The 17196-nt window shown below is 35.1% G+C and carries 13 protein-coding genes and 1 CRISPR repeat array; of the genes, 6 read left to right on the top strand and 7 right to left on the bottom strand.

Features of this window, described 5'->3' with window-relative positions:
* Positions 1–53: 53 nt before the first annotated feature.
* Positions 54–1141: a CRISPR direct-repeat array (repeat unit 36 nt; unit sequence AATTCAGTTTACTCGAAAAATTGGTCGGTCTGCAAC).
* A gap of 203 nt (positions 1142–1344) precedes the next feature.
* The 6 genes from ACYVRA_RS04300 to ACYVRA_RS04275 all read left to right on the top strand — a co-directional run bounded on the left by ACYVRA_RS04300 (position 1345) and on the right by ACYVRA_RS04275 (position 7435).
* Complete coding sequence (locus ACYVRA_RS04300; RefSeq protein ID WP_461251516.1) at positions 1345–1854, top strand: DUF6398 domain-containing protein; 510 nt, start codon at positions 1345–1347, stop codon at positions 1852–1854.
* Positions 1855–1875: 21 nt separating this feature from the next.
* The gene (locus ACYVRA_RS04295) at positions 1876–4317 is read left to right on the top strand and encodes a TOTE conflict system archaeo-eukaryotic primase domain-containing protein (protein ID WP_461251515.1); all 2442 of its coding nucleotides are present in this window, start codon (positions 1876–1878) and stop codon (positions 4315–4317) included.
* Between the two features lie 30 nt (positions 4318–4347).
* Positions 4348–4701 (top strand): SLOG family protein, encoded by a 354-nt coding sequence (locus tag ACYVRA_RS04290; RefSeq protein ID WP_461251514.1) that lies wholly within the window; start codon positions 4348–4350, stop codon positions 4699–4701.
* 78 nt (positions 4702–4779) lie between these two features.
* Entirely contained in the window at positions 4780–4941 is a 162-nt protein-coding gene (locus ACYVRA_RS04285; protein WP_461251513.1) for a hypothetical protein, read from the top strand.
* A 72-nt stretch (positions 4942–5013) separates the two neighbouring features.
* Positions 5014–6597 (top strand): SWIM zinc finger family protein, encoded by a 1584-nt coding sequence (locus ACYVRA_RS04280; protein WP_461251512.1) that lies wholly within the window; start codon positions 5014–5016, stop codon positions 6595–6597.
* Between the two features lie 67 nt (positions 6598–6664).
* Positions 6665–7435, top strand: a complete 771-nt coding sequence (locus ACYVRA_RS04275) for a hypothetical protein (RefSeq protein WP_461251511.1) — start codon at positions 6665–6667, stop codon at positions 7433–7435.
* Between the two features lie 24 nt (positions 7436–7459).
* Here ACYVRA_RS04275 and ACYVRA_RS04270 read toward each other — a convergent pair whose 3' ends face one another.
* The 7 genes from ACYVRA_RS04270 to ACYVRA_RS04240 all read right to left on the bottom strand — a co-directional run bounded on the left by ACYVRA_RS04270 (position 7460) and on the right by ACYVRA_RS04240 (position 17190).
* Entirely contained in the window at positions 7460–7714 is a 255-nt protein-coding gene (locus tag ACYVRA_RS04270; protein ID WP_461251510.1) for a hypothetical protein, read from the bottom strand.
* A 237-nt stretch (positions 7715–7951) separates the two neighbouring features.
* Entirely contained in the window at positions 7952–8437 is a 486-nt protein-coding gene (locus tag ACYVRA_RS04265; protein ID WP_461251509.1) for a hypothetical protein, read from the bottom strand.
* 11 nt (positions 8438–8448) lie between these two features.
* On the bottom strand, positions 8449–11418 hold the full coding sequence (locus tag ACYVRA_RS04260; RefSeq protein ID WP_461251508.1) for a type I restriction endonuclease subunit R: 2970 nt from the start codon (positions 11416–11418) through the stop codon (positions 8449–8451).
* A 13-nt stretch (positions 11419–11431) separates the two neighbouring features.
* Positions 11432–11632 carry a hypothetical protein gene (locus ACYVRA_RS04255; protein WP_461251507.1) on the bottom strand — a complete coding sequence of 67 codons (201 nt, stop codon included), beginning with the start codon at positions 11630–11632 and terminating at the stop codon, positions 11432–11434.
* A gap of 17 nt (positions 11633–11649) precedes the next feature.
* Positions 11650–12837, bottom strand: coding sequence for an SDH family Clp fold serine proteinase (locus ACYVRA_RS04250; protein ID WP_461251506.1), 1188 nt, complete (start codon positions 12835–12837; stop codon positions 11650–11652).
* Positions 12838–13173: 336 nt separating this feature from the next.
* Complete coding sequence (locus ACYVRA_RS04245; RefSeq protein ID WP_461251505.1) at positions 13174–15000, bottom strand: UvrD-helicase domain-containing protein; 1827 nt, start codon at positions 14998–15000, stop codon at positions 13174–13176.
* A gap of 18 nt (positions 15001–15018) precedes the next feature.
* The gene (locus ACYVRA_RS04240; RefSeq protein ID WP_461251504.1) at positions 15019–17190 is read right to left on the bottom strand and encodes an ATP-dependent nuclease; all 2172 of its coding nucleotides are present in this window, start codon (positions 17188–17190) and stop codon (positions 15019–15021) included.
* Between the last annotated feature and the right edge of the window lie 6 nt (positions 17191–17196).

The raw sequence follows: 17196 nt of genomic DNA, 5'->3' as shown, positions 1-17196 counted from the left end.
TGAATAATTGGTCGGTCTGCAACTTTTAACCAGCCCACCTGAAGCGGAATAAGAATTCAGTTTACTCGAAAAATTGGTCGGTCTGCAACCAAAACATTATTTACAATGTGCGTCTAATCAATTCAGTTTACTCGAAAAATTGGTCGGTCTGCAACGGGCTTGCGGTCATGACCAGCTCGACCGCAAATTCAGTTTACTCGAAAAATTGGTCGGTCTGCAACCAAAACCCCGTGACCCCGAGGCGAGGCCAGAATTCAGTTTACTCGAAAAATTGGTCGGTCTGCAACAGTACAATAGAAGGATCGAAACGAAACGAGAATTCAGTTTACTCGAAAAATTGGTCGGTCTGCAACAAGCAACAGGCCGGATAACGCCTTTGACTCAATTCAGTTTACTCGAAAAATTGGTCGGTCTGCAACCGGCGGCGCGTAACACATCCGCGCCTAAATAATTCAGTTTACTCGAAAAATTGGTCGGTCTGCAACCGGGTAATATTCGCGCCAAAATTGATCACAATTCAGTTTACTCGAAAAATTGGTCGGTCTGCAACACGAAGGTGAAGAGGTCGCGCCCACCGTTAAATTCAGTTTACTCGAAAAATTGGTCGGTCTGCAACCTAAAACAGGGTTTCCGTTCATCCGAAAAAATTCAGTTTACTCGAAAAATTGGTCGGTCTGCAACCATGGAGTAGATATTTACACAATGCTAAAAATTCAGTTTACTCGAAAAATTGGTCGGTCTGCAACACAGGTACTGCGTGTTTTAATATTATATCTAATTCAGTTTACTCGAAAAATTGGTCGGTCTGCAACTTATAACTGGCGTTATAGCCACCCGATTTCAATTCAGTTTACTCGAAAAATTGGTCGGTCTGCAACGTAGACATAAAACACCCCATAAGGAAGCGGAATTCAGTTTACTCGAAAAATTGGTCGGTCTGCAACCGTGCTTCTTTACCAACAATAATCAGGGCAATTCAGTTTACTCGAAAAATTGGTCGGTCTGCAACCGTCTAACAAGAATTTAAATAATCCGCTCGAATTCAGTTTACTTGAAAAATAGATCGGTTTGCAACCTGATAAATTTTTGTCCGAACGTTCGGACAAATTCAATTTACTTTTAAAATTGGTCGGTCTGCAACTATCAAAATATCGGTACTATCATTGTAATTACATGATAAAAAGCATATTCTACCTTTGATTTTGTTATGGTAAAAGCCTAATAAAAAACACCTCGCAAATTGTCCAAACTATTAGCGATTATTCTGTATAAAAAAGATGACAGTCTTCCATTTTAGTCGTTTTTGATCTATAATTGAATACACAATTAGTAAAAAGGAGTAATATGTCAATTCCAAAGGAAATGCAAGATAAATACGATGAGATTGCCGCGATGCTCATTGAATTTTGTGATAAAAAACTCAACGAAGATTATAAAGACTTATGTCTGCGATTGTTGGAAAAACTCTGTCGTAAACGCCCATCACCATTACTTTCAGGAAAAACGTCTACATGGGCGGCGGGAATAGCGTATGCCATAGGGTCAAACAATTTTATCTTTGACAAGACGCAGGAGATCCATTTAACCGCAAATGAGCTTGCTTCCGCTTTTGGCGTTTCTTCCAGTACGGCCAGTAATAAAGCGGCTGAATTAAAGAAAATGTTTAAGATTAATTATTTTAATATCGAATGGATGCTGCCGGAAAATATAGAAGACAACCCAATGATTTGGATGGTCAAAGTTAACGGTCTTATTGTCGATGTCCGCGATATGCCGTTGGATATACAACAACAAGCGTTTGAAATGGGAATCATTCCCTATGTGCCGGGAGAAGAGGATATGGAGGAGAAGTAAAAAATAGTTTAATCTAGGAATATGGACGAAGCATCCTTATTAACTCTACAAAATGAAATTTTTGAATTAGAGCAAAAGTTAGCCGATAAAAAACACAGACTTGAGGAAGCACGAACTATCCTTGAAAAACAAACTGCCGATACGATAACAACGCAAAAATCGTTGTTAGGTGATTCATCTCAAGCTTCCTTGATCGAGATAAACAACAATTCCCCTCCAGAAATAAAAATCGCCCTGTTCCGTTCCCTGTTCAAAGGTCGTGAGGATGTTTATGCAAAACGTTTTGAAAGTAGGAAAACAGGAAAATCCGGCTATCAGCCAGCTTGCAGAAATGAATGGGTGAGGGGTATCTGTGAAAAACCCAGAACAAGCTGTGGCAGTTGTACTCAACGCTCATTTGAACCGGTAACAGATGATGTGATCAGGAATCATCTTACCGGATCTATCGTTATGGGGATTTATCCTTTATTGCCAAATGAAACCTGCCATTTTCTTGCGATTGATTTTGATAAAGAAACGTGGCGGGAAGATGTAAATGCGTTTATGGAAACTTGCAGCATGGAAGAAATACCCGCTTCTCTTGAACGATCACGTTCAGGTAACGGCGCTCATGTATGGATTTTTTTTGATAAGCCGATCTCGGCTGTTAAAGCGCGAAGACTTGGGTCATTTCTGATGACACGCACGCTAGATACTAGACCGGAAATCGGACTTGATTCATTTGATCGTTTTTTCCCAAACCAGGATACTATGCCCAAAGGCGGCTTCGGTAACTTAATCGCTCTCCCTCTGCAAAAAGCCGCAAGAGACAAAAATCACAGCCTTTTTCTTGATAGTGACGCAGACTTAAGTCCGATGACGCCTTACGTCGATCAATGGGCATTTCTTGCTTCTATAAAACGGTTAGGTGAAAACAAATTGGATTATATTATCCAAAACGCCATTCAACATGATGAGCTTTTGCCTGTAGTTTATGATCAGATAGAAACCGATGATGAAGCCAAACCGTGGCAGAAAAAACCAACTATTTTACCGAACATTACTGAGCCAATCCCTCAAAAAGTTGAAATAATACTCGCTGAACAGCTTTATGTTAATCACACCGGCCTTCCGCCTGTATTGCGTAACCGTATTTTACGGCTTGCATCTTTCGCAAATCCTGAATTTTATCAAGCTCAAAAAATGAGGCTTCCGACATGGAACAAACCGCACATACTTTACTGTTATGAATTTTTTCCTGAGTATATCGGCTTGCCTGTAGGATGTTTGGATGGTTTGTTGGCTATCTTTGAGCATTATCAAATAACACCCGAATTGCATAACAAACAAAATCACGGAAAGAGTATTGATGTCCGATTTACTGGAGAACTTCGGGGTGATCAAAAAGAAGCCTTAAAAATGTTGATGGCACATAACACAGGAATACTTTCCGCTGCCACAGCTTTTGGCAAAACTGTTGTCGCCCTTAAAATGATAGCGGAACGAAAAGTAAATACGTTAATATTGGTTCATCGCAAATTGCTTGCAGACCAATGGGCAGAGCGGATAAATCAATTCTTGGGAATTTCTAAAAAGGACATAGGTTATTATAGCGGGACAAAAAAGAAACGTACCGGAATTATCGATATAGCAGTTATGCAGAGCATTGTAAAAAAAGATAAAGTTGAAGATTGGGTAGCTGAGTATGGCCAGATTATTGTTGATGAGTGTCATCACATTTCCGCTGCTTCCTTTGAGCGGATCATCAGAAAATGTCCAGCATATTATCACTTGGGGCTTTCTGCGACAGTTATCAGGAAGGATGGCCAACACCCAATCGTCATTATGAATTTGGGAGAAGTCCGTTATTCTAATACTCGGAATATCCCATTATTTGTGCAAAAAGTATTTCCTCGTTTTACTGGGTTTAACGTACCCAATGAAATAAAAACAGCTAACACAGTAGAAAGCGCGGAACTATCCATTCAGGATTTATTTCATAATCTCTACTTGAATGAAGATCGGAATAAATTGATTATTAAAGATATTCTGGACGCTCATCGTGAAGGCCGGGAATGTCTTGTTTTAAGTGAACGCCTTGAACATTTGGATATTCTGAAAGACGCTTTGAAAGAATGTATTTCAACTCTTTTTGTGTTAAAAGGCGGTTTTGGAAAAAAACAGCTTAAAGAAATTATGGAAGTGATTCAAAATACTCCTTCGCATGAACATAAGGTTATCCTTGCTACAGGAAAATATCTTGGGGAAGGTTTTGATTTACCAAGTCTTGACACTCTGTTTCTGGTTTTTCCTTTTTCATGGAAGGGAATGCTTGTGCAATATACCGGCCGCCTTAACCGTGCCTCTCATGGGAAAAAAGAAATACAGGTTTATGATTATGTTGATGAGAATGTACCTGTGTTATCACGGATGTATGGAAGACGGTTGAAAGGTTACAAAGCGTTGGGGTTTACGGTGGAGTAAAAATAATGTAATAATTATTAAGAGGTATTTATGAAATTAGCTATTATTGGAAGCAGAAGCATTGAAGAATTAGATTTAGATAAATACATAAAAGAAAAACCCGATTTTATTATTAGCGGCGGGGCAAAAGGTATTGATACAATTGCATGGGAATGGGCAATAAAAAATAATATAGAAATAATCGTACACAGACCGAATTACAATAGGGACGGGAAATGGGCTGCCTTAAAAAGAAATGATATTATAATTGATGAAGCCGATAAAATTATTGCCTTTTGGGATGGAGAAAGCACAGGAACAAAATATGTTATTGATAGAGCAAAAAAATTGAATAAGGAAATTATAATTGTGCTGCCTTTATTAGACGGCTTAATTGAAAAATAATTTAAAGGTCAAATTTCGTTTGGCATACTATCTATTTGGTTAATTTTTATCTATACTGTGAAAAAAAAATAGTAAAAAATGATGGCGGAGCTTTATGGTGTGACGGTCGCTGCAATAAATCAACATATCAAAAAAATTTTTGAAGATAGTGATTTTGACAGATTTGTTGAACTTGAGGCAACGGTAAAAAAGCAGGCAGATAAAAAGAAAAAATCGAATAAAAATAAAGGTGCTAATTAACATGGATAATTAGAAAGATATATAGTTTTTATAAGTATATAATTTTATATCTCATTGGTATATACTCAATTTATGTATGATACAGGTATTATTGAACTACGTAAAATTACGGATAATCAGTGGAAAGCAAAATATCAGGGCAATTACGGCGTTTATATCATAAAAATTACTACCGATGGTAAAAAGACAGTTGATTTTTACTGTTCTTGCCCAAGCGATTATTCTCCCTGCAAACATATTTCTATTATTAAGGAAGCAATTGCAAAAAAAATAGCGGCAGACGAAGATGAAGGAAAATATGGCGGGTTGCGGCTGGAAGATTTTATCGGAAATGTTTCCGCAGAAAAGCTACGTAAATTTATCATTGCTCAGGCAAAATACAATACCGAACTTAGCAATGCAATTCTACTCGAGTTTTCAGCTAACGTAGGGAATATCAAAGGCAATAAATACTCAAGACTCATACAGGCAGCTCTTGCGTCCGTCCCGCATGATGAAGATGATTATTATCTTGAGGAGTGTCTTAATATTGATGTTTTGGACCAATGGATTGACAAAGCCCGCAACTATGTGCGTTTGAAAGAATACGATGAGGCTTTACTCATCTGTAAGGCGCTTATTGAGGAATATTCCCAATGGCTGTATAATATTGAGGAAAATGTTTCCATGATTTTCCCTTCCGAATATCAGTACGTTCCTTTTGACATTATGAACAATATGATAGAACACATTGATAAAAAAGAATTATATAACTATTGTATGACGGAGATGAAAAAGAAAAAATATGAAGAAACCGATTTCTATTATGATTTTCAGCAGTTATTTGAGAACCTTGCAGCATTTATAAATCCTGATGCGTTTATTGCTATGCAAGATAAATTGTTTGCCGGAGTAAAAGACAAGAGTTCGCATGAAGCAGAAACCATCCTACAGCGAAAAATAAATTTTTATAGGCGTCTTGGTCAGAAGAAAAAAGCTTGGGAAATTATCAAAGAAAATATGCAGATAGAATCTTTCCGCTTGATAGTAGTAAAAAGAAAAATTGAAAAACAGAATTTCCGGACTGCGAAAAAACTTATAAACGATTTTATCAATAGCAAAGAGAAATCCCTGGAAGAGTTTTTTGACAGTAAGTGGCTCGTATTACTTTTGGATATTGCTCAAAAAGAAAAAGACATTCTAGCTATACGAATGCTGTCATACAAGTTTATTAAAAAACATTTTAATAAAAAACGCTTTCAAATTTACAAAGCAACCTTCAGTCCCGCAGAATGGGCAAATGAACGGGAAAAACTTTTCATGCTTTACAGTGGTACAAAAGGTTTTAACAGTTCTGCTGCGGAATTTCTTGTGGCAGAGAATGAAATTGAACGCCTTGTGAATTATATTGATAAGTATCTTTACATGGATGAACTTGAAAGATATTACAAAGTATTTGCGTCTGATTACCCTGAAAAAACTCTGGAGATGTTCAAAAAAGTCTTGGTTCCATACGCTACAAATACAGGAAGATCACATTATGATCACATCAGTTTTATATTGAAAAAAATGTCACAGATCAAGGGCGGAGAAAAGACCGTATCGGACTTAGTTGCAGATTTCAGAATTTGCTATAAAAACCGCAGAGCGATGATGGAAGTTTTGAGTGAGTTTTGATAAGTAGAGACAAATGTATTGTTTGTTTGTTATTTATATGTTAATTCTAAATTAAAGGAGATTCAATATGAAGAAAGCAAAATCATTATCCGAGGAAACCGATTCTATTTTTGATTTTGATGATGACGAAGAAACTTCAATTTTTGAAACAATTTTATATCGTATAAAATATAACATTGAAAACTTTTTTCGAAATATAAAATATGGTTTTCAAAAACTATTCCGACCGTATCATGCATCCGATTTGGAATTATGGAATCTTGCTGGGCTTATGGTAAAAATGCTTTATCCAAAAATCTTAGCTTATAAAAACATGAAAAGGCATGGTTATCCGGGCGACTTCAGCGAATATCATGAAAATGAATGGAAATCCAAAGATGAATATGATAATGCTATAAAAGGCGGCGAAATAAAAGGCGGCGGTTCCGAAGCATGGGAAAAAGTTCTTGATGAGATTATTTTTGCGTTTGAGTGGCATTTGAATTGTAAAGATTCCATAGGCACTGATAAACGAGCGATAAAATTCTATGAAAAATATGGCTACAAAAACCCTTACGCCAAAACCGAGGAAAATAAATTGGTATCTTATATTTACCACATGAGTGAAAAATATATCAATGAACAGAATGAAGAATCTCCCGACTTAAAAGAATTTGGCGGACTTGCCCCTGAATGTGAATCCCATGAAAATGATCTTCATATTAAAGAGCCGGAAAATTATACTTTAATTAAAGAGAGAATTTATTATATGGATACGCATTGTATTATTGAAATTGAGAAGAGGGCATCGGAGGGGTTTAGATTGTTTGGGGAGTATTTTACTGATTTTTGGGATTAGGAAGTGTATCTGCCTGTTGTCAATTTATGTATCGCCGAGTTTATCAGTTTCATCTATCCATTTCATCATTCTCTCATTTTCACGTTCAATAGCTCTCATATCAGCATTGAAATCGTGCCTTGCAACAATGTCATCTACCTTGTCCACAAATCTTTCAAAGAAAATGGATATATCTAACTTAATACCTTCTATAATAATCCACGGTACGGCGCAAAGAAAAATAAAACCGCCTGCAATCCATCCAAGTTCTTTTGAGTGGAGCCACGCTCCGACAGCCAATTTAATTAGATAGGATATACCGCCCCATATCAAGAACAATAACAATGTCATACTGACCTCTCTATCTATTTTACTATTACATGGACATTTTTATCAAGGATTAGCATTTCTTTAATAACAGTATAGTCCTAACTTCTTGTTTTGGCAAGGTTTTACTTCCGTATATGTCAGTATCTTAGTTCTGAAATTGGCATGATTTTACTTCTTTTTTGGCAGAATTTACGTTCTTGTTTGCATTTATGATGAAATATCAAATACATCGCTTAGGAATTGATCCGGTTTTAACACAATATGCTGACCATACGAGTCTTTTTCAAACCAGTCCATGAATATGTCCCACCCTCCGATAAAAATATCAATAAACTCAGCTGTATTTCCTCTGTTTAAATAACGCTCCCGATAAATTTCTTTGGCGTTTCTTTGCGGATAACAAAGGCAATAATGCAATTTTTCTTCCCTAAGTAATTCAAGTATGAATAAATCTGACGGAATAAGCAACAATTTATCTGATTCTAAATTATGCTTGATAGCTGAAATATAATTGAAAGGCCAATCATCATTTAGGATGTTCTCTGGATTTGCCTTGGATGATTCATCGTAAGGCTTATCTTGTGAGAGCATATATTTATAAGGCATAGATACCAAATCTATTGTTAATTCGGGATATAATGAGGCAAAATGAGTTTTACCTGTTCCGGCATAAGCTGCGATTATTTTTTTCATTCTCCGCACAATTATTGAATTCTATTTTCTTCCCTCTTATAAGTTCCGTTAAATATCATGTCGATAAGCCATAAGCGAAATGACGGGTTGTCGGCATACTGTTTATAGAGTTCCATGCTGTCGGTCATAAAGGATTGCATTGCACGCTCGGTAGCGTCTTTACCTTCATCTTTTGCAGCCTCACGGTCGGCATTTTTCATGGCATTCTGATATTTTTCGTCTTTTGCAACAGTTATTTGAACCCGTTTAATAGTCGCTTTTACGTTATCTTCATCCTGCCAGTTGAGATTCCCCCAATGTTTATGAAAATCATCAAGAATTTTTGTTAAGTAATCTTCTTCTGGATCTTTAACAAAGATTTTAGTTGTGCTTATGGGAGAAACTTCATAATCTTTATCATCAAGAGAAATATCAACCGTTTCCTTTTTTTGCGCACGGTAACTTTCCAGTTCAATATATTTTAGCATTTCTTTTGTATTGTCATCTTCTTTTGGAGCAGGTATTTTTGGCAATAGAAGAGTTAGAAAAATAGAAAGTTTTTCCCAATCAGGCATTCCATAGGAGAGGATAGCGCCTAGAAAATTATAAATGCGGATAAAATCTTTCACGCCGGCTTTAAATTCAACCTGATCGTCTTCATCAAGTTCCTTGTATTTGGAAACGCAAACATCAAGAATTGGATCTATTTTTGTGCGTACGTCTGTTTTGAGAAAATGCTCAATAACACTTTCTACGTCTTCCACTGTATAGACTTCGTGTTTTTTCATATTGTCGATTAGTCCATACAATTTATTTGGATCAGTTTCGTCTGATAAAAGAGTGGTTTTGTAATAACGGGAGAAGGCTTCTTTTATGTCTTCGGCTTCATTTGCAAAATCAAGAATAAATGTATCATTTTTATTTTTATAAGAACGGTTCAAACGTGAAAGAGTCTGGACGGCTTTAATATCCGAAAGAATTTTATCTACATACATAGTATGTAAAAGAGGTTCATCATAGCCGGTCTGAAACTTATCCGCACATATTAAAAAACGGTAAGGTTCGGTCTTAAACTTCCTTTCTATTTCTTTGCTTGGAAAGCCGTTAAGACCGGATTCCGTTACCATGTCTTTAACTTTTGTTTTTTCGTCTGTGTGTTCGGTATCGCCTGTAAACGCTATTATCGCTTTATATGGGCTTTTCCGTTTTGCAAGGTATTTTGTTACAGCGTCATAATATTCAACGGCTTTTTTTATACTGCCGGTTACGATCATCGCTCGAGCCTTATTGTCTATACGATAACGGACATTTTCATGGAAATGTTCCACTATTATTTCCGCTTTCTTTTGAATCGCTTCCGGGCTTACTTCTACATATTTGCGAAGCCGTTTTTGCGCTTTGTCTTTGTCGTATAGCGGGTCTGCTTCAATGGTTTTTAACAAATGATAATAACTTTGATAAGGGGTAAAGCTTTTAAGAACATCAAGAATAAAACCTTCTTCTATAGCCTGTTTCATGGAATAATTATGGAAAGGACGACGTTTATTACTTCCATCTTCCTTATAAGGAGTACCGAATAATTCAAGCGTTTTGTTTTTAGGGGTTGCTGTAAAGGCAAAATAACTGGCATTGGGCAGAAGTTTGCGGCTTTCTATTAGTTTATTTACAATGTCCTCGCTGTCGTCATCTTCGGAAAAAACAATATTAGACAAAACAGCATTCATCTTGGCGGACATATTTCCACTCTGACTAGAATGAGCCTCATCAATGATGATAGCAAAACGGCGACCTTTTTGAATGTTTTCAATATCATCAAAAATAAAAGGAAATTTTTGAATTGTTGTAATGATTATTTTTTTCCCATTTTCTATGGCAGCCTTTAAATCACTAGAATGTTCAGCGGGAGCAACAGTATTTGAAACCGATGTAAATGATTTAATAGTATTCTGAATTTGGCGATCAAGATTGCGGCGGTCTGTAACAACCAGAATGGAATCGACAACTGATTTTTCGTCTTTTTCAAGGTCAACAAGTTGATGAGCAAGCCAAGCTATAGAGTTTGATTTTCCGCTTCCAGCGCTATGTTGAATAAGGTAGCGCTGTCCAACTCCTTTTTCCTTCATGTCCGCAAGCAGTAACTTAACAACAGACCATTGATGATAACGTGGGAATATTTGTATTTCTTTTATCTTGCCAGTTTCTGGGTCTTTTTCTTTAACAATCTGAGCGTAGTTCTCTATGATGTTAGCGAGTTCATTCTTTTTGAGAACCTCTTTCCAAAAATAATCTGTGGCAAGTCCCTTTGGGTTGGGAGGATTTCCCGCACCGTCTTTATAGCCTTTATTGAAAGGCAGAAACCATGAATCTTTACCTTCAAGTTTAGTACAAAATTGTATTTCTTCATCATCTATTGCAAAATGTGCGACACAGCGTTTAAATTGAAAAATCAGTTCCTTGGGGTTACGATCTACTTTGTATTGTTTTACTGCATCTTCAACATCTTGTTTTGTCCAACGGTTTTTTAATTCGGCGGTAAAAACAGGCAGACCATTAATAAAAATCACAAAATCAAGGGAACGGCGAGTTTCGTCATTGGAATATCTAAGCTGTCGAGTAACGCTCCAAATGTTACTTTTAAAATCTTTCTTTGCCTTTTCGTTACGTTCAGAAGGAGTAGGAAAAAATAACATCAAACTGGAAGGATAAAAATTTACTCCATTACGGAGAATTTCAACAATACCCTTTTTGGTAATTTCATCACGAAGGAATTCAAGAAATTTTTGTTTCTTTAAGCTGTATTCCTCTCCATAAGCTTCGGGGAAAAGACCGATGTTTGACATTTCGGTCTTTTGTGTATTTATAAGAAAACGGAAAAGTCGGGTTTCATCTATTGCGTAATCACGGTTATAATCTTTATTTTCGCCCTGTTCATAGCCATTGTCCTGCACAAGGGAGTTTACAATGAGTTCTTCAAGACCAGATTCTTTGGTATTAGTGGGCATAAATAAAATTCTACTATGATGAAAAACTTAATAATAAATTATCTTCATCAGCAACTGTAAAAACCGACGAATCGTCATTACGTTTTACAATTACGACAGCTTGAGTTTTTGGATCCTTAAAAACATCTTCACGAACTCTACTTAAAAATTGAAGATTTACATCATACTCAAATTCATTTTCGTTTTCATTTTCGTTTTGCTGTTTTTCCGTCATAATAACTCCTTGTAAAATTAACTAATAATCTTTCTACCAAATTGATTTTCAAGTTGGTTGCGAATTCCTGTGAGATCAAATGTAAAACCACAGTCACATTCGATTCTATTGTCTATCGGGAATTTTCTGCTTTTTAATGCGATTTGTTTTTCTAATTCCGGTGGTATCTTGCCAAGTTTTGCATATAACGGATATTGTTTTCCACATTTAGGGCAATTTATAGTAATTTCGAAAACGGGAGCTTGTATATTTTGTTGATTATTTGCAAATGGATTTTGTGAAATTGTATTTTGAACAATATACTCATTTTCTGTAAAAAATATTTTATAAAATGTTGAACTGCCAAATAATATTTTGATAACTGTTTTTATACGATATACAATATCACGTAATGCTTCGTTATTATCAACTCTATTTATACGTAAACCAATTTCTTCCAAATCTGAAATTTTTAATGATTTTCCATGCGATCTCCATGTAGCATGATTTATCATTTTTTCTGCAATTTCTTCTGCTCTTTTTGCTTTATAAGCTTCATCCACTTTCATCTTACGTGTTTCAGTTTCAGTCCAATGTTTAAATTTATATTTTGGGAGCCACTCTTTTAGCTTGTCTTTGGCAAATTCTTGAGCATGAAAAACGCCCATATATTCACCCGGTGAAATCTGAGCTAACATTGCAGCATCAACAGCGTTTAAGGGTGTTCCTTTTTCAACTTCTTCTCGTTTATCGTTTATCCATTTTACATAATCAAAGGCGGACACGACTGTTCTTCCAACTCTTACTTGAGCGTCAATAGGTCCTAAGCTTCCACTATCAGTCATATATATTTCATCAGCCGACATAGCCATTAGTGTACCAGCGCTTTTTGCCTCGCCTGCTATTAGAAAATCTACAGTCTCAAATTTATCATGTAAAAAATTTACAATATCTTCGGCAGCTTCTCCTGAACCACCCGGAGTTTCAAGATATAAATCAAGTTTCGTTTGTTCTACTTGACGAAGTAGCTCATGAATAATTTGGTAATCATTCATGGTAATACTTATATTCAAACCTTGTATGCGGAATGCTTTTTCAAAATCTACAGCATATACCAATAAATACGTACCTTTTGTTTTATTATATAGGCTAATAAGGCGTTTTAACTCATTTTGAAGATTAAGAGCCGACATTTTGATATATTGAGAAAAAAGGCTTTCATTCATACAAAATTGTATACTCCATTAATCTATTATATATATAATAAAATATTTGACATAAATAATCAAGCAATATATTCCCTTCTGGGTTTTGCCGAGACCGGATTCTTTGATAATAGTGGGCATTTTCTAAAGAATCCTTATAATCGGCTATTTTGGGGCTTAGTATGCCAAAAACATCATCATTTGATGGACATCTGGGGTTTTATCGTGCTTCCGTGTCGCCTTAACCATTATTTGTAAAAAAGACAGGTTCAGCGGTTTCTTTTACGGCATTAGTAACATCGGGTATGTTCTTATATTGGGCATATTATTGGCATTCGGTTTCCTATTCAGAATAATTTAAATTAGGCATACAATTTCATCATTAGTAAACCATTTATTAGATAATGCAGTTTGTTTAACTTTCTCAACATCACTTGTGTATGCAATTAGTGCTAAACTTTCTTTCGCTCTTGTGCAAGTAACGTAAAAAAGTCTCATTGTTCTAGTTAAAGTATTATCCTTACCTTCATTTATATTTCTTTTATCAGTATCAGACAAGTTTTTTGCTCCAAAAAGTTTTTCATAACTAAACAAGAAACCTCCAGCTGCTTCATCGTCCATAATTACAGCAACCCGATCAAATTCCAATCCTTTTACACCTTGATGAGTTGAAAATTGAGTACAATCATTTACATAGTCCCAATACTTTATGAGTTCAGAAAATGGAACATTTAATCCTTCTCTCAAAGCTATAATCTTTTCGTCAACCTCTATTGAATCGCTTAATACATCATCTATTCGTTTTGGCAAGTCAAAGAGTTTTATCTCTCTTAATTTTTTATACACCGCTAAACATTGGGGATCTTTATTATCCCACAATGATGTTAAATCTGTCACATTAGTACGAATGTTCTGTAATATAGCCATCTTATCAATGGATTCCAAAAAGGTATTTTCCTTGAATTTTGTAGAGTGTTCTCTTAGTATTTTCATAACAGCAAAATTATTCCCTTTTCGCTTTGCTTCTACTAAAGGATAAATTACTTTCATTAGAAATGATAATTCTACCAAAGAACCATCACGAAAACCTTGGTCGAATTTTCTCGCTAAACTTTCATTTAATGTTTCAAACCCTATTCTGCTTGCAGCCATACTATGTTCAAGAACGAGAATCTTTCTTTTATCAGGGTCTTCCCATTCATAATCATTAGTAAATTTAGCCATTTGAGAAAATATATTACGTTCTGTATTAGCTTTACTTACAGTGTTGGGAACTATAAATAATCTTACTATTCCATCGGATTTATCAGAGCGAGCTTTTTGTTTTTGTTTATCTATCGTGTTTCGGATAGCGTTTGCGAGTTGGATAATACGTTTGGTGCTTCGATGATTCATTTCCTTGGCAGGGCATTTCCAATTTATAAAGGTAGTAGCATCCAAATCTTCCTTACCATCTGTATAAATACGTTGCATTGTATCACCAAACATACCAATAATAAAATTTTTAGAATATTCTTGCTCAATATTTAAAAGGGCATCTACAAGTTCTTTTTTTGTATCTTGGCTTTCATCTATCAATAGTATAGGGAATCTACTAATCATTACTTTTTGCATTGTTTTATGTTCATTTATAAACGCAGAACCCATGCTTATAACTTCCGAATGATTCAATGAATCACGACCAACATTTTCTCCATTGGGATTATAAATAAATTTTGAGATTTTTGTTAGCGAGTTAAGTCGTTCTTGCTTTTTATTAATATCGGGCGAATAATCTTTACTGCGTGCTTTGGATTGCTTTTCTTTTAATTCGCTTATTTTTGCTTCAATATCTTTTTTTACCCATATTTTTATATCTCTTTGATATGATTTGATAAGTTCCCATAAGAAACTGTGAATTGTTGACACTGCAAATAAAGGGTTATAACCAATACGCCTCATAATTTCATCACAAGCGGCATTTGTATAGGTAATTACCGCAACTTGCTTAGAGTGTAAACGTAAATCTTTACCATATTTATCAGCAATAAAAATAAGCGTATTAACCAAACTTCTTGTTTTTCCAGAACCAGCCCCTGCAAACATAAAAAAGTTTTTTTTCATTCTTATGCATTCTTTGACCTCTTCATCAACATGATCGTCAACCGTATTGTCATTCATTTTATTATCTAAAGAAATATCCATACTTTTCACCCTTCTCTTTTACTGTATCCGTTTTAGTTTTCCTTGTAACCAACTTAACCCTTCTTCTATATACGGTGGTATTGCAACATTCTCAATCTCATATATCAAATTCAAGGCAAATGTTACTTTATTATTTTCCCTAACAATTTTATATATAGCTTCGCTAATATCTTCCATTTTTTCAGAAGCTTTTTTTATATCTTCAATTATATTATCAGTTCCGAATGTTTTAGAATCGATCTTATTTATTCCAGTTAAGTTAGAATAAATTAAAGCCCCTTCAAAAGTTGCTGATAAAAACTCATGTTTTTCCTTCCCAATAGAGAAAGGGACAGCAGTTTGATATGCTATTTTTATTTGCGTATCATCAGATAAGGATATTTCCTTTTTATTATTCGACAAATCAAGTAAATAATTTAATGGATTTTGTGATGAGTCCTTTTGGGAAATACCCCACTCACGAATTGCAACATTACCACTGATAATGTTCTCATCCCTTTTTGGTGCAACACTTTTTCTCTTGGCATTTTTATCTATAGGGTCAATATCCGTTATTATAAGGGTATATATTCCTATTCTCTCAATAAGCGGCTTAAACCTATGCGAATGGCTTCCTCCAATTGGTAAGATACTGATAAATTGGCTGTCTAACTCCTTAAAATTATGCTTAATAAAATATGGAACAAGAACGGCTTCAGAAGTTCCTTCGACAAGAATTACAGCATCAGCGAAGAATAAATCACAATGAGTTACGTCTAAATATCGCTGAACAAATTTTTCAGTTTTTTCATCTTCTCCGAAAGTATTTGTAAGGTTTATAACATTTGAAGTAGAAATTATACATTGCGAATCAGCTTCAATACGTTTGAAATAACGGATGTTTCTAAACTCAACTTCTCTGGCTATATGACTTGAATGTGTACTTACAACCAACTGTGTATTAAAATTATTATCCTTCAATACGGAACTGTTAGTAAGAATATGATATGCTTTCTTTATCATAACTTGTTGAACTTGAACGTGAAGATGTGCTTCTGGCTCTTCGATTAATACCAAGTGAAGCGGTACGATATTATCTGCGTTCTCATCAGCAGATGCTTTGTTTTTGTGTATTCTGTCATCACGAAAACTCATTAGACGGAAAGCGATTGAAATTAAATTTTGATAACCTAATCCATTGTATTTTTCTGGAAGTCTAAAATCTGTTGCGGAATCGGTATCTGCTAATGCATATTGAACTGCGGAATCATGTTCAAAAGCATTTTTTTCCTTTAGTTTTGATTCAATAGTTATTTTTGGATCCGTGATGCCTGGGTATCCTAAAGTTTCAAGTTCGGCTAGAGCATCTTTGAATTTTATTCCAAGAGTTTTATCAAAAATATTGTGTGCTTCTTGTAAAGCCGAGAGAGTTTCTAAATCTTCAGGTGCGGTTGCTTTATCAATATCAAGATGCTTGTCATAGTATGATCTAAATTGCTGTGATAAACTGGCTATATTGTTCGTTGCGTCAGCATCTGTAAGTCCACGTTGTGCGGCAATCATATCTATCTTGATGAGACCAGTAAAAGGATTCTTTTCAGCACACTCACAATCAAAGTCTGTTTTTTGTTCCTCATTTATTTTTTCAGGATCAAGAATAAAAGCTTTTATATCAAAATATTTGTTTATAGTATTCTCTATAAATCCGCATAGATTTTGGGGTTGGAGTTTAACAGAACCCATGTTAGATTTATCAGTTTCTGTTTTTCTAGCTTTTTCATATGCGTTTTTATAATCACCAAAAAGTTTTTCAATATCTTTTGGCAAGTAACTCAATCGCACACCCAATTTCCCTCCGTCCCATTCAAGTGTCGGAATGATATTTGCAACATATTGTAGTTCATCATTTCGAACATCAAGCCAAATATCTATCATAGGAGATTTGTCAGCCCAATCGTCCAAATTATTTGGTTTTTCTGCTTCACTTGAAATCCATTTATCTCCGATTGAGTTTATTAAACCACGATTAGTAACGGTCAAGTCATTGTATACAAAACTATCATTTTTTATTAGAAATTTACACAAAGCGTCCATTGCGGAAGTTTTTCCGCTGTTGTTTGCTCCTACGAATAATGTCGTTTCATCACTGAAATCAATTTTTACATCTTTCAGTTTACGAAAGTTCCTGATATAAATAAATGCAATCTTCATTTTACA

Source organism: Treponema sp. R8-4-B8 (assembly GCF_054786175.1).
Note: the sequence above shows the minus strand (reverse complement) of the source record. Positions and strands in the feature narration are given on the sequence as shown.